At 58.6% G+C, this 18,172-nt stretch carries 14 protein-coding genes and 1 pseudogene; 7 read left to right on the top strand and 8 right to left on the bottom strand.

Features of this window, described 5'->3' with window-relative positions; translation table 11 throughout:
* Window positions 1-99 precede the first annotated feature (99 nt).
* From AC6I6X_RS14695 to AC6I6X_RS14685, 3 genes are all read left to right on the top strand, one after another.
* Window positions 100-732, top strand: coding sequence for a plastocyanin/azurin family copper-binding protein (locus AC6I6X_RS14695; RefSeq protein ID WP_497931272.1), 633 nt, complete (start codon window positions 100-102; stop codon window positions 730-732).
* A 207-nt stretch (window positions 733-939) separates the two neighbouring features.
* Window positions 940-1,908 carry a sugar phosphate isomerase/epimerase family protein gene (locus AC6I6X_RS14690; protein WP_497931271.1) on the top strand — a complete coding sequence of 323 codons (969 nt, stop codon included), beginning with the start codon at window positions 940-942 and terminating at the stop codon, window positions 1,906-1,908.
* Window positions 1,909-1,918: 10 nt separating this feature from the next.
* Complete coding sequence (locus tag AC6I6X_RS14685) at window positions 1,919-3,037, top strand: Gfo/Idh/MocA family protein (RefSeq protein ID WP_497931270.1); 1,119 nt, start codon at window positions 1,919-1,921, stop codon at window positions 3,035-3,037.
* Window positions 3,038-3,298: 261 nt separating this feature from the next.
* Here the strand turns inward: AC6I6X_RS14685 and AC6I6X_RS14680 are convergent, their stop codons facing one another.
* Window positions 3,299-4,945, bottom strand: a complete 1,647-nt coding sequence (locus AC6I6X_RS14680; RefSeq protein WP_497931269.1) for a PQQ-dependent sugar dehydrogenase — start codon at window positions 4,943-4,945, stop codon at window positions 3,299-3,301.
* Between the two features lie 243 nt (window positions 4,946-5,188).
* On the opposite strand from AC6I6X_RS14680, the gene AC6I6X_RS14675 reads away from it, so the two are divergent.
* Window positions 5,189-5,545, top strand: coding sequence for a DUF8160 family protein (locus AC6I6X_RS14675; RefSeq protein WP_497931268.1), 357 nt, complete (start codon window positions 5,189-5,191; stop codon window positions 5,543-5,545).
* A gap of 222 nt (window positions 5,546-5,767) precedes the next feature.
* Here the strand turns inward: AC6I6X_RS14675 and AC6I6X_RS14670 are convergent, their stop codons facing one another.
* The 5 genes from AC6I6X_RS14670 to AC6I6X_RS14650 form a co-directional block, all read right to left on the bottom strand.
* Window positions 5,768-6,817: an ABC transporter permease gene (locus AC6I6X_RS14670; protein WP_497931267.1), complete on the bottom strand. Its 1,050-nt coding sequence runs from the start codon at window positions 6,815-6,817 to the stop codon at window positions 5,768-5,770.
* Window positions 6,814-7,890, bottom strand: coding sequence for an ABC transporter permease (locus AC6I6X_RS14665; protein ID WP_497931301.1), 1,077 nt, complete (start codon window positions 7,888-7,890; stop codon window positions 6,814-6,816). Before AC6I6X_RS14665 ends, AC6I6X_RS14670 begins: the two co-directional genes overlap by 4 nt.
* A 50-nt stretch (window positions 7,891-7,940) precedes the next feature.
* The gene (locus AC6I6X_RS14660) at window positions 7,941-9,524 is read right to left on the bottom strand and encodes an ABC transporter ATP-binding protein (protein WP_497931266.1); all 1,584 of its coding nucleotides are present in this window, start codon (window positions 9,522-9,524) and stop codon (window positions 7,941-7,943) included.
* Between the two features lie 51 nt (window positions 9,525-9,575).
* A complete protein-coding gene (locus AC6I6X_RS14655) occupies window positions 9,576-10,616 on the bottom strand; it encodes a BMP family lipoprotein (protein ID WP_497931300.1) in 1,041 nt (346 codons plus the stop codon).
* 212 nt (window positions 10,617-10,828) lie between these two features.
* Window positions 10,829-13,078, bottom strand: a complete 2,250-nt coding sequence (locus AC6I6X_RS14650; protein ID WP_497931265.1) for a glycoside hydrolase family 3 N-terminal domain-containing protein — start codon at window positions 13,076-13,078, stop codon at window positions 10,829-10,831.
* 938 nt (window positions 13,079-14,016) lie between these two features.
* Here AC6I6X_RS14650 and AC6I6X_RS14645 point away from each other — a divergent pair.
* From AC6I6X_RS14645 to AC6I6X_RS14635, 3 genes are all read left to right on the top strand, one after another.
* Window positions 14,017-14,832, top strand: coding sequence for a sugar phosphate isomerase/epimerase family protein (locus AC6I6X_RS14645; protein ID WP_497931264.1), 816 nt, complete (start codon window positions 14,017-14,019; stop codon window positions 14,830-14,832).
* 538 nt (window positions 14,833-15,370) lie between these two features.
* Complete coding sequence (locus AC6I6X_RS14640; protein WP_497931263.1) at window positions 15,371-16,303, top strand: sugar phosphate isomerase/epimerase family protein; 933 nt, start codon at window positions 15,371-15,373, stop codon at window positions 16,301-16,303.
* Between the two features lie 191 nt (window positions 16,304-16,494).
* Entirely contained in the window at window positions 16,495-17,106 is a 612-nt protein-coding gene (locus tag AC6I6X_RS14635) for a YqaA family protein (protein ID WP_497931262.1), read from the top strand.
* Between the two features lie 167 nt (window positions 17,107-17,273).
* Here AC6I6X_RS14635 and AC6I6X_RS14630 read toward each other — a convergent pair.
* Both AC6I6X_RS14630 and AC6I6X_RS14625 read right to left on the bottom strand, forming a co-directional pair.
* Window positions 17,274-17,513: pseudogene (locus AC6I6X_RS14630) on the bottom strand (zinc ribbon domain-containing protein); the annotation flags it as partial.
* A 12-nt stretch (window positions 17,514-17,525) separates the two neighbouring features.
* Entirely contained in the window at window positions 17,526-18,161 is a 636-nt protein-coding gene (locus AC6I6X_RS14625) for an IS6 family transposase (RefSeq protein WP_497931261.1), read from the bottom strand.
* Window positions 18,162-18,172: the final 11 nt, after the last annotated feature.

The following is an 18,172-nucleotide window of genomic DNA, read 5'->3' as shown; positions in this document are numbered from 1 at the left end:
AGGGATCCGCAGAGAGACGCCCTACGACCGTTCGTTTGACTGTCTGACTGCAGTTACGTAAAAAAATACTTATGAGTGTGGGATACACACTCTTTCTTGATGGTCGATTATATATCGCGCCGTAAGGCGCTCAAGATCGTCGGTAGCATAGCGACTACTACGTACCTCGCCGGCTGTTCCGGTTCGAACAATGACGACGGATCCAGCGATGACGGATCCAGCGACGACGGATCCAGCGACGACGGATCCAGCGACGACGGATCCAGCGACGACGGATCCAGTGACGACGGATCCAGCGACGACGGATCCAGTGACGACGGGTCCAGTGACGACGGGTCCAGTGACGACGGATCCAGCGACGATGGGTCCAGTGACGACGGTGGCAACTCGGTCGACCCCGCCGAGTGGGAAGACGTGAGCACGATCCACCTCAAAAGCGCCGGCACCGTCTGGAACGGGGTTGCACCAGAAATGATCGCCGACGTAGAGAACCCGACGCTCGTCCTCTACGAGGGCAACGAGTACGAGTTCATCTACGAGAACGGCGACGGCGGCTACCACAACCTCGAACTGCGGAACGCGGACGAAGATGTCGTAAATGAGTACAGCACGGAGATCGTGAGCGAGCAGGGCGAACAGCGGTCCCTCACTGTCGAGGCGACCTCGGATATCGTCAAGTACGTCTGCAAACCGCACAGTTCGTCGATGGTCGGCGAGATCCAGATCGAGTGACCCCTGAGGACGTTTAATAAAAAGATTGCGGGCGATCGGGTGTAGCCGTTTCCCTTGCCACCGGTGCCCGGCAGAACACGGGAGAAGTCCCGTCACCGATCTCTACGAACTGCGCGCTCGCAGGTCTCCGCCCTTAGCCGGGGCCCATCGTCCAGACCTGCACCGAAATATCAGAATACTTTTGAGATATACGCTCGATTTACCGGTATGGAAGTCGGAGTATTAACAGCAGCGTTAGCAGACGAATCATTTCCGGATGCTCTTGAATATCTCTCGGACCACGGGGTCAGCGCGGTTGAGGTCGGCTGTGGTGGCTTCACCGGCGACGACCACCTGCCGCAGTCGGATTACCTCGACGATGAGAACGCCCAAACTGAACTGCGGGACGCGCTCGACGAGTACGACATGCACATCTCGGCGCTGGCAACCCACAACAACCCGATCCACCCGGACAACGAACGAGCAGCACACGACGACCGAGAGTTACGAGAGGCGATCAGGCTCGCCGCGCAATTGGATGTCGACGTCGTCACCTGTTTCTCCGGGCTGCCGGCGGGCGGTCCCGACGACGAGGTGCCAAACTGGGTGACGGCGCCGTGGCCGGGCGAGCACGCCGACGCCCACGAGTACCAGTGGGAGGACGTCGCGATCCCCTACTGGACCGAGATCGCCGAGCACGCCGCCGCCCACGGTGTCGACATCGCCATCGAGATGCACCCCAACATGCTCGTCTATGAGCCCCACGGGCTGCTGGAACTGCGCGAGGCGACCAACGACCGGATCGGCGCCAACTTCGACCCCTCGCACCTGTACTGGCAGGGGATCTCGATCACCGACGCGATCCGCCTGCTCGGTGAGGCCGACGCCATCCACCACTTCCATGCCAAGGACACGAAGGTCTACGAGGAACAGGCCCGCGAGAAGGGCGTGCTCGACACCACGGCCTACACCGACGAACCGAACCGCTCGTGGCTGTTCCGCTCGATCGGCTATGGCCACGGCGAGACCCACTGGAAGGACGTCGTCTCGACGCTCCGGATGGTCGACTACGACGGCGCCCTCTCGATCGAACACGAGGACTCGTTGACATCATCCCGAGAGGGTTTAGAGAAGGCAATCGACGTCCTCGGTCGTGCGGTCTTCGAAACGACGCCCGGCGAAGTATACTGGGCCTGAGGTGATTACGATGAGTCAACCACTGTCAATTGGCATGCTTGGGTATCGGTTTATGGGAAAAGCACACACCAACGCATTGGCGCGGCTGCCGATGTTCTTCCCGGAGGCTCCGGACGTCGAGCTGAAGGTGCTAGTCGGGCGGGACGAGGGGGCGCTGGCCGACGCCGCCGACCGGTTCGGGTTCGCGGAGATCGCGACCGACTGGCGCGACGTCGTCGACGAGGTCGACGTGTTCTACAATCTCGGGCCGAACGCGCTCCACTCGGCCCCGTCGGTCACGGCGCTCGAAGCGGGGGCGTCAGTCTTCTGCGAGAAGCCGCTCGCTCGCACGCTGGAGGACGCGGATCGAATGCGGGAGGCGGCGCGGGCGTCCGAGGGGACTGCTGGCGTCACGTTCAACTATCGGTTCATACCCGCGATCAGGTATGCGAAGGAACTGATCGAGTCGGGTGAACTGGGTGAGATCCACCACGTCCGCGGCGCGTATCTGCAAGACTGGCTCGCCGATCCCGAGGCGCCCTGGAGCTGGCGATTGGACCGCGAGATGGCCGGCAGCGGGGCGCTCGGCGATCTCGGATCACACACATTTGACCTGGCTCGCTTCCTCGTCGGCGAGCGCACCGGCGACATCGCGCAGGTCAGCGGGAATCTCCGGACGTTCGTCTCGGAGCGGCCCACCGCCGACGGCGCCGAGACGCGGCCGGTGACCGTCGACGACGCCTTCACCGCGCAGGCCGAGTTCGAGAGCGGGGCGACCGCAACGATCGAGGCCTCCCGCTTCGCGACCGGACACAAGAACGACCTCAGCGTGGAAATTAACGGCTCCGAGGGGAGTATCCGATTCTCGCTCGAGAGGCTCAACGAATTCGAGTACAGGGGAACCGACGATAGGGGCTACCAGACGATCTTGGTTACTGACGAGTCGGATCCCTATGTCGACCACTGGTGGCCCCCGGGTCACGTCCTCGGCTGGGAGCACACGTTCGTCCACGCGAACTACGAGTTCCTGACTGCAGTCGAACGGGGAGACGAGCACGCCCCCTCATTTGAGGACGGGTACCGAGTTCAAGAACTGCTCGACGCCGTGAAACAGTCCGACGAGGGCAGTGAGTGGATCGACGTACGCTGAGCCGCTCGCTATGTTCGATCGCGTTCTGGATCGTATCGGAACAATTGGCACTCGAACGCCCACGATGTCGCTGCAGCGGTGCCGCCCACTTTTGTCTGTGGCGTGCCAATAGCTCGTCCCAACTTGACGGACGTGTTGAGGACTTCGTTACTGTTTCTTTGCGAGTGAGAGAAAATAGCAGCAGGAATGGACGGTCCGGCTGCGCGAAACGGTAGGCGGTGCTATGACGATCCGCGCCCGTTCGGTACTACGAGAGTTCGGTTATCCTTCGAACTCAATCATGTAGATGTGGCCCTCCTCACCGGCCCACGGCGGACCGTACGTCTGGAGGAACAGGCGACCGTTCGGACCGACCGCCATATCGTTGGGTGACTCGAACTCCTCAGCCGGGAGAAAGTCGTTGAATTCGATGCTTCCATCGTCGCCGTACGTGAGGTACTTGATGTAGTTAGCGCCCCACTCCATGATGAACTGCTTCCCGTCGAAGTAGGGGTTCAGCGCGCCCTCGCCGAATCCGTCTTCGTACCGGTACCGCGGCCCGGCCATCGGAGCGCCGCCGGCCGGGAGCTCAGGGAAGCTCTTCTCGCCGGGGACGGGCATGTCGACCCAGTCGGGGGCATCGACGTAGCCGTCCCACGACCGGGGATACCAGATGTCGGCCGGCCTGACCGGCGGAAGGTCCTTAAGTCCGGTGTTGTGGACGGAGTCGTTCGTGAGGTTCTGGGGCCAGTATGGCTGACCGGATTCCTCGCTCTCGAAGTCGTACCGCCGGTAGGGGTAGTTGTACCCCCGCGCGAACGGCCAGCCAGCGTTGTGAGCCTCACAGACCTCACGGTACTCAACGATACCTACAGGGCCGCGTTCAGGGTCCCAAGTGTCGGCGTCGGGGCCGTAGTCCGCGATGAAGAGGTTGCCGCTCTTGTCGTCTACAGTGATGGTATAGGGGTTACGACAGCCCATCACGTAGATTTCCGGCTTCACGAGACCCTCTTCGATCTCGTCGCCGTATCCGTTGGCCTCGGTGAACAGGTTGTCGTCTGGGATTGAGTAAGAGCCATCGTCCTCCGGAGTGATCCGCAGCACGCTTCCCCGGAGGTCAGCGGTATTCCCGGCGGACCGTCGCGCATCGAAGCTCTTGCGGCCCTCCCGCTCGTCGAGGGGCGCGTAGCCGCTGGATTCGAAGGGATTGGTGTCGTCGCCGGTCGTAATATAGAGGTGCCCCTCGGGACCGAACTCCAGGTACCCACCGACGTGGCAGCACGTCTCGCGCTGATGAGGGATCCGGATGATCTCCGTCTCAGAGCTGGGGTCGATCGTGTCGCCCTCCATGACGAACCGCGAAACCAACATGTACGGATCATCGGGGTCTTCTAGCTGCTCCTTCGGGGGCACATAGAAAATGTACACCCACCCGTTGTCCTCGAAGTTCGGATCGAAGGTGATCCCCTGGCCGCCGTCCTCCTCGAACGTGCCGACGGTGAGCTCGAGCGCAGTGCCCGTTTCGCCGGAGTCGGGGTAGATGTAGCTGATTTTGGCCGTCCCGGTCCGCCCCTCCGCGCCGAAGAGGGCGCCGCGGTTGATATAGAACACTCGCCCATCGGGAGCGACGTCAAGAGACATCATCGTCTCGTCGACCGCCAACTTCGTCACGGTGTAGTTCTCCCAGTTCGTTGCGGCGTCCGCGTCCGGCTCTGGGGGCTGGTTGCTATCATCTTCACCGCCACCATCGCCGCCGTCGCCACCATCGCCGCCGTCGTCACCATCGCTGTCATTGTCGTCGTCGGATCCTTCGTCATCCGATCTGCCGAAACATCCGGCCAGACCGGCGGTGGTCGCCCCGCCGAGGCTCTGGAGAATGCGTCGCTTATTACTAACGCCATCCGATTTGTCTGACTGTTGGTCAGGCATGCAAAGTGTAATGTTCAATAAAAGCAGAAAAGCTTTTCGGAGGTGGGCGGGTATTTAGCAGCATCCAAATGCAGGTTTGAGAACTACGGCCCTCGGTCCCACCTGAGAACGATTAGCACAAACCGAAGAAAATATACCGGAGGGATTCTCCGTAAGAGTAAGGATAGTAATGATCTCACCCCGGCCTCAAAAATCGGCATCTGTGTACGAAAGAGCGACTGAATTTCACACGGAGGACGAACGATGAGCGGCGACATCCCTCTTGACGTCGCTGACAGAGAGAACGGTGAGACTGAGTTGGAGCACTCGAAGGTGTGGATGAACAGATCGATCGACGATGCCGCGCCTTCTTCGGCCGACATCGACGTCAAGTCCGAGTGGGGGAGTGTGACAGTGTACTTACCCGAGTCACTGCGCACGGAACTCGAATTGACGTACAGAAAACTCGGGTACGAGTGCAAGCAGTCGCACGATCGAGACATCCAGAAACTTCGGGACTTCTATCCGCTGGTCGTTGCGATGGGTCTGGAAAGCCTCGAGAGCACCAGTAGTCAGGACGCACTTGCGATACTAGACTTCCTCCTCGAAGACTACGAGTAATCCCGTTGCGGCGACTCCTCCTATTCCCGTTCGGTTTTTGTACGCGCGATCGCTGTACCTCCGTCGCTTGCGGTCATTCCGGATGCGATCGGTAAGTTCGTGGGGCCTGCCGGCGGCGCGTAGCGACGATCGACCAGAAACGACGGCGGTCATCGAACCGCCTGCAGGCGCGACTGTTCTTCGGACGAAAGGACTATCATCGAAAGGGTTCGGATTCGACCTTTACTCCTCGCTTTCGTAGGGTTCGCCGACGGCAGAGGGCGTTCGCGTAGAGCCCCAGATCGTAAGTACGACGATCACGCCGGCGTACGGGAACAGGTTGACGAGCCGATTCGGAACGTCGATCCCGGCCGTCTGAAGCTGGATCTGCAACATATCCAGTCCGCCGAATACGAGGGCGGCGGTGGCAGCGCCGATCGGGTTGTAGTTCCCAAACAGGTACGCGACGATGCCGATCCACCCACGGCCGCTGACCATCGTCTCTCCGGTGCCGGTGAACGACCCTGCCTGTGCCAGCAGTACGGCTCCACCGAGTCCTGCCATCACGCCGGAGAAGATCACGGCGGCGTACCGGACGCGCGTGACGTTGATACCGGCGGTGTCGAGCGCTTCGGGGTTCTCGCCTGCAGCCTGAATCCAGTAGCCGTACCGAGTGTCGTAGAGGAACTTCCAGGCCGCCACGGCCAGGAAGAGGGTGAGTAACACCAGCGGCGAGATGTCGAAGAGGATCGGCCCGAGGACTGGGATCTCGGAGAGCAGAGGGACCGTCAGGTCGTTGATGCTCTCCAGACTCGGGCTGTTTCGACTTCCCCAGACAAGAACAGCCATGAACGGTCCGAAGCCGAGACCGATGAACCACAGGGCCAAGCCGGCAACGATCTGATCTGCCTCATACCGGATCAACAGCACGGCGAAGATCACGGCGTACACGAGACTGACCCCCACCGAAGCGAGGATTCCGAGCCAGATGTCTGCCTGGCCGGGAGAGCCGCCGCTGATAATCCACATCATCACTGCCGCGGTTGATGCCCCGAAGATCATGAATCCCTCGACGCCGATGTTGAACACGCCGCTCTTCTCGGCGTAGAGACCACCGATAGCGGTGAGTGCGATCGGCGTAGCCGCCTGCAGCGAACGCTCGACGAAGCCAACAGTGACGATGTCGGCCAGTGGGTGCTCCAACACGATCGTCGCCAAGACGGCTATCGCGACGACCGCGGCGACGCCCCCGGCCAGGGTGCGGTTCTCCCGGGCGTACTCGGCGACGCTCATCGGCTCTCACCTCCTAGGCCGGTCCGCTGGGCGGCCATGCGGAACAGTTCCGGGACGGCGACGAAGAGGATGACGAGACCGATAACGCCATCGATGAGCTGAACCGGAACGTCCGTGTAGATACCGATGTGATTCCCCGCCGAGTCGAGGCCGCCGAAGAGCAGCCCGGCCGGGACGATGCCGAGCGGATTGTTTGCGGCGAGGAGACTCACCGCGATCGCGTCGAATCCGTACGTTCCGATTCCGCCGGGGTCCGTGTAGTAACCCTGAATCATGATCGCGAAGACGGCTCCCGCGATCCCGGCGATGACGCCGGAGAGAGCCATAGTCGAAACGACCATCTGCTTCGCGTCGACGCCGGAGTACGTCGCGGCTGACTCCTGGTGACCGCTGGTCACCATGTCGTAGCCGAACCGACTGCGCTCCATGACGACGTAGATCGCCACGACGACCGCGAGCGCGACGCCCAGCCCGATGATCGAGAAGCCGGGGCTGTCGAACACGAGCTTCGGAAACGTCACGTACTCTGGGATGCGCTCGGTGTTCGGAGCGGTGTTGCCTTCCCCACGCAGGGGATTCTGGACCAGCCACCCAACGACACCGGTCGCGATGAAGTTCAGCATGATCGTGGTGATGATCACGTTCGCATCCGCGTAAGCCTTCAACAAGCCGGGCAGCGCTGCGTAGGCGCCGCCAGCGACCGCTCCCGCGACGAACCCGATCAGCAGCAACACGCCGCCGCCGACCGTCCCCTCGGGGAGCAACGGCGCGGTCCAGATAATCGCGACGACAGTCGAGAACCCGCCGACGATGAACTGCCCCTGGACGCCGATGTTAAACACGCCCGCGCGGAACGCGATCGCGACGGCGACGCCGGTGAGGATGAACAGCGTAGAGAACTTCAGCGTCCGGGCGATGGCGGATCGGCTGCCGATCGACCCCTCGATCACGCTCGTGAGGAACTGCACCGGATCGTAGCCGGCGAGGGCGACAATCCCGATCCCGATACACAGCGCCAGCATCGTCGACGCCGCGGCGATCAGGATGCGCTCTATCACGGACGCGCCCAGCATCTGCGCCGCAGCGCGATCAACGACCGAACCGAGCCGCCCCGAGGAACCGCTCACGACTGAACACCTCCGGTGGAGACGTCTTCGGTAATCGGGTCGTCGCTCTCGGCGCTATGCCCGGCCATCAGCAGGCCGAGTTCCTCCTCGCTCGTGTCCGTCGGATCTACCGTATCAATGAACTCGCCCTCGTACATGACGGCGATTCGATCCGAGAGTTTCTGGATCTCGTCCAGCTTCGAGGACACGACGACGATCGCCATACCGTCTTCGCGGAGTTCGAGGAGCCGATCGTGAATGAACTCGATCGATCCGATGTCGACCCCGCGGGTCGGATGCGACGCGATCATGACGTCCGGATCGTGTTCGATCTCCCGACCGACGATGAATTTCTGCTGGTTGCCGCCGGACAGCGAACTCGCATCGGCGCTTTCGTCGGGCGGTTGCACATCGTACTCGTCGATGATGTCACGGGCGTGCTCGTCGACCGCTTGCCAGTCGATCATGCCGTTGTCGACGTACTGTTCGGTAGTCTGGTTACCCAGCAGCGCGTTACGCACAAGGTCGTAGTCCTGCACCAACCCTTCGGTCTGGCGATCCTCCGGAATGTACGCGATACCGGCGTCTATGCGCTGGCGGCGTCTCACGTCGGTGATCTCTTCGCCGTGGAATCGGATCGCTCCCGAGTCGACCGATCGGAGCCCGGTGAGGGCCTCGACCAGTTCGGTTTGGCCGTTCCCCTGGACGCCTGCGATACCCAGGACCTCGCCTTCCCGGACCGTGAGGTCGACGCCGCTGACCTGCTCTAACCCCCGGCTTCCGCGAACGCGGAGTTCTTCGGCGGCGAGGACGGCGTCGCCGGACGGCTCGGCGCGGGGCTCGCGGTCGAAGAGGACCTCTCGGCCGACCATCATCCTGGCCAGTTCCTCTTCGGTCGTGTCGTCGGCCCTAACGGTCCCGATGCGCTCCCCGTCGCGGAGGACGGTGATCTCGTCGGCAGCCTCCAGCGCCTCGCCGAGCTTGTGCGTGATGAAGATCAGCGAATGTCCGGCCTGCCTGAGCTCGCTCATCACGTCGAGCAAGTCCCTGATCTCCTGGGGCGTCAGGACAGCCGTCGGTTCGTCGAGGATGAGGATCTCGGCGCCCCGGTAGAGGCTTTTGACGATCTCAACGCGCTGTCGGGCGCCAAGGTCGAGGTCTCGGATCTTCGTGTCCAGATACTCTTCGACATCGAAGTCGTAGTGCTCGCAGATGTCTTCGATCTCTCGGCGGGCGGCTTCGGTGTCGACGACCCCCTTCTCGTTGGGTTCGTGACCGAGGATGATGTTCTGCAGGACGGTCATCGGTTCGACGAGCTGGAAGTGCTGATGGATCATTCCGACGCCGGCGTCCATCGCGTCCCGTGGCGAGTCGAAGGTGTGGCGCTCGCCGTCGATGTAGATCTCCCCCGCATTCTTCTCGTAGAGCCCGTAGAGGACGCTCATCAGCGTCGTCTTCCCCGATCCGTTCTCGCCGAGCAAGGCGTGGATCGAACCCTGCTCGAGAGAAAAGTCGACTGCATCATTCGCGACGACATCACCGAAGTGTTTGGTGATCCCCTCGAGCTGGACGGCAGGTTGTTGTGAGTTATCAATAGTCATTATTTTCAGTGCCGTATGTAGCCATAAATACGATCTAGAGGTGAGGACGGCTCAGTTGCAGCCGGATGCCGAGCACGGAACCTCGATATCGCCGTTCTTGATGCTGTCTTTCGCATCCTGGAGGTTCTGGCTCACGACGTCCGGGAGCTGCCCTTCGAACGCCTGGCCGATCACGACGTCGACACCCTTTTCATCGAGGCCAAGAGTGTTGGCGCCCTGAACGCTCTCGAAGTCGTCCTCGGCGACGGCCGCGGCGACCTCGCGGGTCCCTTCGTTGATGTACTTGACAGCGGAGCCGATGATGACATCCTGGAACTGCTCCAGCGTCACCGACTGGTCCGCGTCGACGCCGATGGCGAAGCGGCTGTTCTCCTGGGCGGCCTCAAAGACGCCCTGCCCGGCCGCGGCGGCGGCGTGGTAGACGATGTCCGCGCCGTTGTCGTACTGCGAAGTGGCGATGTCAGCTGCGGTTTCCGTGTCGCTGTAGTTGCCGATGTAGCCGACGTCGACGGTGACGTCGGAGTTGACCCACTCTGCACCGGCGCGGTAGGACTGCTCGAACGCGTTGATGAGCGACTCGTCGACGCCGCCGACGAAGCCGATGTTAGCGCTGCCGGGGTCGTTGGAGTTCCCTTCGTGAGACAGTTCCTCGGTCGTCATTGTACCGCCCAGGACGCCCGCGAGATACGACATCTCGTGGTTGGCCCAAGTGTACCCCGCGACGTTGTCCTCGTCGACGTGGGCGTTGATCAGCATCCAGTTCTGGTCGGGATAGTCGACCGCGTTCTGGCTCAGTGCCTCGGTGTGGTTGTACGAGACCAGAACGATGAGGTCGTAGTCGCCGCCCTCGGCGAGGTTCGACTGTGTCGACTGGTAGTTCGACTGCTCGGTCTCCTCGACCTTGTTGATCTCTATGTCGTAGTCCTCCTGTGCGGCTTCGAGACCCTGAACCGCGAGGTCGTTGAAGGCGTTGTCGTCGAAACCGGCCGGACTGGAGACAACCGCGATGTTCGTCGCCGATCCGGAACTGCTCCCTTCACCGCCGAGACAACCGGCCAGCGCCGACCCGCCGACGACGGCCGTACCGGCCATGAGGACGGAACGCCGGTCGATAGTCGTTTCTGACGCGTCTTTACCCGCTTCGACAGACTCGCTAGGATCGTCTGTGTTGGTCGGCATCACACTACCGCCGAGGAGATCATACATTAAAAAATTATTTATTCAGCTACCATCTATTTCCCAGACTGTGCGGGAAACTGTCCCGGAGAGCGAATTTGCTGTCCATAGTCGGGACAAGGGAGGAACTACACTACTTCGAACTCCGTGGACACGCTGCCCGCCGAAACCTCGAACGTTCCGGTTTCGACGACGGAACGGCCGTCCGGGTGGACGACCCCCAGATCGTCGATATCCACTGAGAGTGTCGTCTCGGTGCGCTCTCCCGGCGGGACGGTCACGCGGGTGAACGCCTTCAGCTCACGAACCGGCGTCGCGCGCGAACTAACGCGATCTTCGACGTACAGCTGGACGACTTCTTCGACCGATCTCTCCCCTTCGTTCTCGAGGACGACAGTTACGTCGACGGTGTCGTGCGATCTGACCTCTGACTCGGCGACCTCGATCGCCTCGTAGCTGCAATCGGTGTAACTCAACCCGTGGCCGAATTCGAAGAGGGGATCGTAGGACGGCATGTGTTCGTCCTCCCCGATTGGAGTCGGATTCGGAAGCCGATCGTGAGTCATCGGTAGTTGACCGATTGATTTCGGCATTGAAATCGGAAGTTTCCCTGACGGGTTCACTTTGCCAAAGATGGCTTCTGCGATGCCCTGTCCTCCCTCTGCCCCGGGAAGATATCCCATCAGTATTGCGTCGGCGTACTCGACAACATCAGTGAGCACAAGCGGCCGCCCCGTTATCAGGACAAGAACGGTAGGCGTGCCGGTCTCGTAGACCGCTTTGAGCAGTTGTCGTTGCGCTTCGGGTAGCCTGAGCTGACTCCGCTTCGGAAATTCGCCTGTCGGTCCCGTGACGGACTGCGGCCCAAACTCGTGGATGTACCAGTTTTCGCCAAGGACAACAACCGCCGCCTCGGAATCCGCTGCTTCGGCACGGACTTGCTCTAGGTTACCCGCTTCGGTTATCGACGCACCTTCCTCGTATATGATCTCGGTGTAATCAGAAGTAGTGAAGGAGGCGCCGTCGACAACGGTAGTACCCTGATAGTTGCTGTTCTTGAGAACACTCCAGCCACCACACTGGTTGTTAATCGAATCCGCGTTAGGCCCGGTGACGAGAACACGATCTAGGTCTGGATCTAGTGGGAGCGTTTCGTCTTCGTTCTGTAACAGGGTCACCGAACGCCTGACTGAGTCGAGAGCAACCTGTCGGTGGACGGTTTTACCGACGACGTCGCCTGCTTCGACCGGATCAACAAACGGATCATCGAAGAGGTCGAGAGAGAATTTGGTTTCGAGTATCCGTCGGACGTTCTCGTCGAGTCGTTCTTCCGAGTATCGCCCGGACTCGATCAGATTGAGGATACGGTCAGCAATTCGTGGCCCTCCGACTGAAAAGACACCCAACCCGGCAGCGAGCGCCTGATCCACCGCATCAGATAGTGATGTAGCTGTACGATGCTTCCTCCATAACATTTCGACGCCGTGCCAATCCGAGTATACACCCCCCTCGAAGTCGAAATTGTCCCGCAGTAGCTCCGTCAGAAAGCGACGCGATCCGTGTGCAGGTTCGCCGTCGATTGCATTGTACGACGGCATGATTCCGTGCACACCGGTATCGATGGCACGCTTAAACGGCGGTAGAAAAACTCTGTGTAGCGTAGTCGGAGAAACGTCAACGGGAGAAGCATCTTCGCCCTGTTGTGGTCCGTTAGCTGGAAAATGCTTTGCCGTTGCGGCGACGCCGTCTGCGATTTGTGAATTCTGCCGCTGTAACCCCTCAATCTCAGCCTCTACTAGTTTCTGAACCAAGTACGGAGACTCCCCGTAGGTTTCGTACGTCCTCCCCCACCGCGGGTCGCGGGCCACGTCTGCAGTCGGTGAATAGTTCTGTGTGGCTCCGGTCGCTCGCATTTCTATGGCGGTTATTCGACCGGCTTCCCTCACCATCTCTGGATCCCAAGTGGCCGCCATGCCCAGATTGTGGGGGAAGACCGTGCTATCATCTATATTCGCATGCCCATGTACCGCATCGACAGGTATGAGCAGGGGAATTCTCAATCGTGTCTCGTTCTTCGCCACCCGTTGAAGTTGGTTAGCAATTCGGGAGGTCACTGCAGTATTATTGTATGAAGAGGTACCTGTCCCAAACGGAGTAGCCGATCCGATGTTGTATTCACGAATTGCGTTTTTTACGTCTCCTATGGATTGTTCTTCAAATCCCTCATTCGGAGCCTCATCGTTTTCCACAGAATAGGTTCCAACCCACATACCAACTAATTGACCCACTTTTTCCTCGACCGTCATCCTCCCCAGAAGATCGTTGACACGGGCATTAAGAGGCGCGTCGGCATCTTCGTAGACTCTGTTTTCGCCCATTATGACTGGTCGTACTATTCACGGAGGTTTAAACCTGTGGTCACCGAGCGAAACGCCCGAGTTCGGAGTTACAGGAAGGCTCGATTGCAGTATCGAATTGGTATCTCGCTCTGTAGGAGTAGTCGTATAGAGGCCTGACGAGTTCGTTTTCGGAAAGCACCGGATACTTCATGTGCACCGATTGGCGGAATCTCGGATCTGTACTCACAACCCGCGTCAAAAATCGGCGCACGGAGATGCAGTATTACTAGTATTGAAATTGAGGCCATACGGCTTTGAGGTGCGGTTGAGCCAAAAAACCACCGCGAGATGGTCTCGAGATCACCCGCTCGGACCGCCTATTACAGCAATACAGATGTAAAACACCGGCTGAAAAAGTATGAGAGTAGTACAAATAATGAAAGATAGTTTGAGCAAACCGTTCCACGATGGAGTCGGCGACTAGAAACGAAAGAGATTGGCGGTGTTAGTGCTTCAGAAAACCAGAAAATAGACGAGTCATGGGATACCGATCGCGAATTAGACCGAAATGGATGCGCAATTGGGGGCTGAAGACTGATGAGAAATCCGCCGCTTTCAGATTATACCGGGATCAATGTGTTCACGTAACTCTAACTACCAGCATGTCACTTGACGTAACTACCAGATGTTGGTGTTGAGTCCTACGCGGCCGGTCGCTTCGGGATGCCACAACCCGCTTCCCCGAACTCGCTGGGAGAAGTCACTCGGCCGAACTGATGGTAGGATTCGTGGACAGGTCCCCACCGAATGGACTAAACGAAAGCTCGATGTGTAAATTAGGGTATTTCCTAGAGCATATTATAGAAATCGTGCCAATCGAACTATGTGAATGAGCAACATTTATAAAAGGAGACGAAAAATCTCCTCATACGGCGCTTGGCATTGAACCGGGTGCTACACGAAATTAGATCGAATATATGGACGATATCAACCAGGCGGATACGGCGGAAAACTCCACCGAGGGCAGTATGGACGAGATTCCTATCTCCACGCAGCTCTGGACGTACAACGCGTACTCCGACAAGTCAGTCGCCGAACTGATCCGCGAGAGTGCGGCCGCCGGCTACGATGCCGTCGAGCCATTTTACCTCGACGACGAGGAGGCTATCGTCGCCGCGCTCCAAGAGACTGACGTATACATGTCGAGCGCGCACGTCAGCGTGGGATCCCTCGAAGAGAACTTCGACGAACTGGCCCAGACCTACTCGGACTTCGGCGTTTCTGCACTCGTACACGGTTACCAAAGACGAGATACATTCGACGACGAGGGCGCCATCATTGAATTTGCCGAGCGGATCAATACGATGGCGGACCGACTGGCTGACGTGGGGATCGAGTACGGCTACCACAACTACAACCACGAGTTCGAGGAGATGATCGGCGACACGCCCGCCTACGACATTCTTACCGAGCATCTTGACGACAACGTCCATCTCCAGTTGGACGTCGGATGGGCACTCACAGGCGACGCGAACCCGGTCTCTGTCCTTGAACGGTACAGCGACAGGATCAATTCACTCCATCTGAAAGACATGACCGAAAACGGTGAGTTCACCGAGATCGGCGACGGCGATGTCGATCTGAAAGCGCTTGCCGACGTAGTCCGGGAGATCGCCGACATCGATTTCCTCATCTACGAGTACGACGCCGCGCCCCAGCCAATCGTGAGTATGAACATCGGCGCAGATTTCCTCAAACGCTGGACCGCCCCTCGCCATCGAAACCGTCACTAGCTCTGGGAGTTGCAATAGAAGAGGTATTATCGATTATAATATATTTGTATATATTTATATTGCACGTCCTGAGGATATTATCGAACACAGTCATCGGCCTTGTTTAGACGCGGTGCAGATCGTCCTCTACGGCTGTTGTCCAAACAACAAACCGAGTCGAGAGACGCTCACGGACTGGTTCTGTTTACCCGTCGTAACTACTAACCGGTGCCTTCTGGAGCGTCTAAACAAGGCTCAGTCATCTATTGTAGATCCTTCCGATTCCCGACTAGAGCATCTCTGGAACGTATTCGGCCGACGAATAGTTCTGTTTCCTCACTATCAAATATGGCTCGGGTTTGACGTCAGTGTCGGCCGAACGTTACCGGATGAGATGACGGAGGTTCGAATCACACGGAATTGGCACGTTGTCTATCACGCACCGAAAGAGATCTCCTGGTCGAAATACCCCCCCTGGGGAATGTTTATAATGGACGAGGGTAATGATAACTGTAGCACTTGGCAATGAACCAGGTGCTACACGGACTAAATCGAACATATGAGCGATACAAACCAGGAAGATACGGCAAGAAACGGCAGGAGTGGACGACTAACGAACCGACGGCGAGTTCTTCAAGGGCTTGGTGCCGTTGGACTCGGCGGTTCTATCACGGGACTCGCACAGGCGAACGGTAGCGAGTCTGGACAGAGCCGCCCCGAAGGCAGTGCGGACGAGATTCCTATCTCCACGCAATTCTGGACGTACAACGCGAACTCCGACAAGTCAGTCGCCGAACTGATCCGCGAGAGCGCGGCCGCCGGCTACGACGCCGTCGAACCCTTTTACCTTGATGATGAGGACGCTATCGCCACTGCACTTGAGGAGACTGACATGTACATGTCAAGCGCACACGTTGGCGTCGGGTCCCTCGAAGAGAACTTCGACGAGTTGGCCCAGATCTACTCGGACTTCGGCGCTTCCGCACTCATCCACGCGTATCAAGGACGAGATACGTTTAGCGACGAAGACGCCCTCGTCGCGTTCGCTGATCGGATCAGTTCGATGGCGGACCGACTGGCTGACGTAGGGATTGAGTACGGCTACCACAACCACAACCACGAGTTCGAGGAGACGATCGGTGACACACCCGCCTACGATATCTTTGCCGAGAACGTCAGTGACAATGTTCATCTTCAGCTGGACGTCGGGTGGGCACTCACAGGTGGCGCGAACCCGGTCTCGGTCCTCAATCGCCACAGCGACAAAATAAACTCGCTACACATGAAGGACATGACCGAAGATGGTGAGTTCGCCGAGATCGGCGACGGCGATGTCAACATGAAAGCGCTCGCCAACGTCGCCCGGGGAGCCGCCGACATCGATTTCCTCATTTACGAGTACGACGCAGCCCCCCAGCCAATCGAGAGTATGAACACTGGCGCAGCGTTCTTGGAGCGATGGAACGGCCCCCGTCATCGTAACCATCGCTAAATCTGTAGGTTATAATTAGAGTCGAAAACGTTAGCGACCGAACTCACCCATTTTTGGCCAATAGAATATAAGCTGGATCTGACACCGAGAATAGACTATAGGACAATTCCAAGCGACGATTCGGTAGCGGAGCGTATCAGGATATCGAAAAGTCATAAAGATTTAGTCGGACGTATTCATACCCCATCAGTATGGTATCCGTTAGTCCATCAGATTACTTCGATCTTTCCCGTGAACTGTTCATCTCTTTGGGTATACCCGGGCTGTTTACTGTTGCATTCCTGGAGTTTTTTCTCCTTCCTGTCCCGCCAGACCTTGTGCTGATTCCTCTCGCGGTTGCAACACCGGAACTCGCGTTCCTGTATGCCGCAGTAGCGACAGCGGGATCAGTTGCGGCCGGTCTTGCAGGTTATGCGATCGGACGTGTCGGGGGGCGAACTGCGCTTGAATCTCGATTCGCCGGTGGTCGTACTACCAAAGCGGAAACGTATTTTGAGAAGTATGGCGTCGCCACGGTCGGTGTAGGAGCGATTGCACCAATCCCAGAGGGATACGAAATCCTTTCGATCAGTGCGGGGGCGTTCGGACTTGACGTCCGATCGTACCTTGTTGCGTCACTTCTTGGACGAGGGGGGCGATATTTTCTGGAGGCATTTCTCGTGCTCTTGCTTGGGGAAGCTGCCAAATCGCTGTCCGAAGTTCAACTCTACGCTCTCATGGGTGTCGTAGCGATCGCAGTGATCGTCGCGTACCATTTCCGTCGACGGTGGATACCAGAGCGATGGCTGGTCAAAACCCGATAATAGGAACCGATACCGGAACCCCTAGCTATTTGAAGCGGGTAAACTCCCCACCCGACTCCCTCGGCGCTACGCGCCTCGGTCCTTGAGGGTGTCGTCAGAGCGAAGCTCTGACTGCTAACCAGAACCGGTGGTTCTGGTGATGGGGCTTTGACGTGGACTCCCGGTAATCAGTCGCCAGCAATAGGCTGGTGACTTTCACCGTTCACCGTCCCACCAATTATACGCACGTCTACTGGTGCGTCTCCGCTACCCGACGTGGGCGGGGAACGGAGGCTGTGTTGTCGCTTCCGGGCGTACCGTATGCCGATATTCTTCGCAGCGTTGTAATCCGCGTTCACCTCGTACCCGCACTTCACACAACAGAACTGTTCACGGTGGCGGTTGTTCTCGTGTGAAAACCCACAATCCATCGGCATCGTTCAGATTAGCCTGTTCCAGCAGTACGCGAAACTCTGCAGCCATGTTTCGGCCGTTTCTGGATCGGCGTTTCTAAAGCAATTTCCAAACTGGTAGGTTCGCCGTTTTACTTCTTGGAAAACACGTTCAACACTGTTGCGTTGGCCGTGGCGTTCGTACCGAGACTCGTAGTCACGGCGGTGGAGAGCGGCTTTCAGCCAGTCTGCAGAATCGACGAGAAACACGGCGTCGTCGACGTCGTGTTTCTCGCTCAGTTCGTCGAGGAAAATTCCCGTAAGCCCCGTATTTCTCGTCGGAAACAGCCGAACAGGGGGAAATTCGTTCATATCTGGATCAACCGCTGCAAACAGCCAGTACCGGTCGCCAGTAAGTTGAATCACAGTCTCATCAACCGCGATGTGATCCGATGATTTGCCATCCTCGGGCTGTAACTCTGCTTTTTCCACCCAGTTATGGCCAGTTGATCGAGCACGATAGACACCGAACCTCTCCAAGTCACGAACAGTATTCGAAAGCGAGAGATCGGCGAGATGAAGGTGGATACTGAGCCGCATCAACTCGCGCGGTGTCTGCTCGCGCTCCACAAATTCTAACTGAATGTTGCTGCTAGGTGGCGTGAGGCGGCTGAATTCGGGCATGGACACCACGA

The sequence above is a fragment of the Halosolutus sp. YCN4 genome (assembly GCF_059736495.1).
Note: the sequence above shows the minus strand (reverse complement) of the source record. Positions and strands in the feature narration are given on the sequence as shown.

What these genes read in the sequence shown, in the direction of transcription:
- AC6I6X_RS14695 (WP_497931272.1), top strand. Translation starts at nt 100, where the DNA reads ATGGTCGATTATATATCGCGCCGTAAGGCGCTCAAGATCGTCGGTAGC.
- AC6I6X_RS14690 (WP_497931271.1), top strand. Translation starts at nt 940, where the DNA reads ATGGAAGTCGGAGTATTAACAGCAGCGTTAGCAGACGAATCATTTCCG.
- AC6I6X_RS14685 (WP_497931270.1), top strand. Translation starts at nt 1,919, where the DNA reads ATGAGTCAACCACTGTCAATTGGCATGCTTGGGTATCGGTTTATGGGA.
- AC6I6X_RS14680 (WP_497931269.1), bottom strand. Translation starts at nt 4,945, where the DNA reads ATGCCTGACCAACAGTCAGACAAATCGGATGGCGTTAGTAATAAGCGA.
- AC6I6X_RS14675 (WP_497931268.1), top strand. Translation starts at nt 5,189, where the DNA reads ATGAGCGGCGACATCCCTCTTGACGTCGCTGACAGAGAGAACGGTGAG.
- AC6I6X_RS14670 (WP_497931267.1), bottom strand. Translation starts at nt 6,817, where the DNA reads ATGAGCGTCGCCGAGTACGCCCGGGAGAACCGCACCCTGGCCGGGGGC.
- AC6I6X_RS14665 (WP_497931301.1), bottom strand. Translation starts at nt 7,890, where the DNA reads ATGCTGGGCGCGTCCGTGATAGAGCGCATCCTGATCGCCGCGGCGTCG.
- AC6I6X_RS14660 (WP_497931266.1), bottom strand. Translation starts at nt 9,524, where the DNA reads ATGACTATTGATAACTCACAACAACCTGCCGTCCAGCTCGAGGGGATC.
- AC6I6X_RS14655 (WP_497931300.1), bottom strand. Translation starts at nt 10,616, where the DNA reads ATGGCCGGTACGGCCGTCGTCGGCGGGTCGGCGCTGGCCGGTTGTCTC.
- AC6I6X_RS14650 (WP_497931265.1), bottom strand. Translation starts at nt 13,078, where the DNA reads ATGGGCGAAAACAGAGTCTACGAAGATGCCGACGCGCCTCTTAATGCC.
- AC6I6X_RS14645 (WP_497931264.1), top strand. Translation starts at nt 14,017, where the DNA reads ATGGACGATATCAACCAGGCGGATACGGCGGAAAACTCCACCGAGGGC.
- AC6I6X_RS14640 (WP_497931263.1), top strand. Translation starts at nt 15,371, where the DNA reads ATGAGCGATACAAACCAGGAAGATACGGCAAGAAACGGCAGGAGTGGA.
- AC6I6X_RS14635 (WP_497931262.1), top strand. Translation starts at nt 16,495, where the DNA reads ATGGTATCCGTTAGTCCATCAGATTACTTCGATCTTTCCCGTGAACTG.
- AC6I6X_RS14625 (WP_497931261.1), bottom strand. Translation starts at nt 18,161, where the DNA reads ATGCCCGAATTCAGCCGCCTCACGCCACCTAGCAGCAACATTCAGTTA.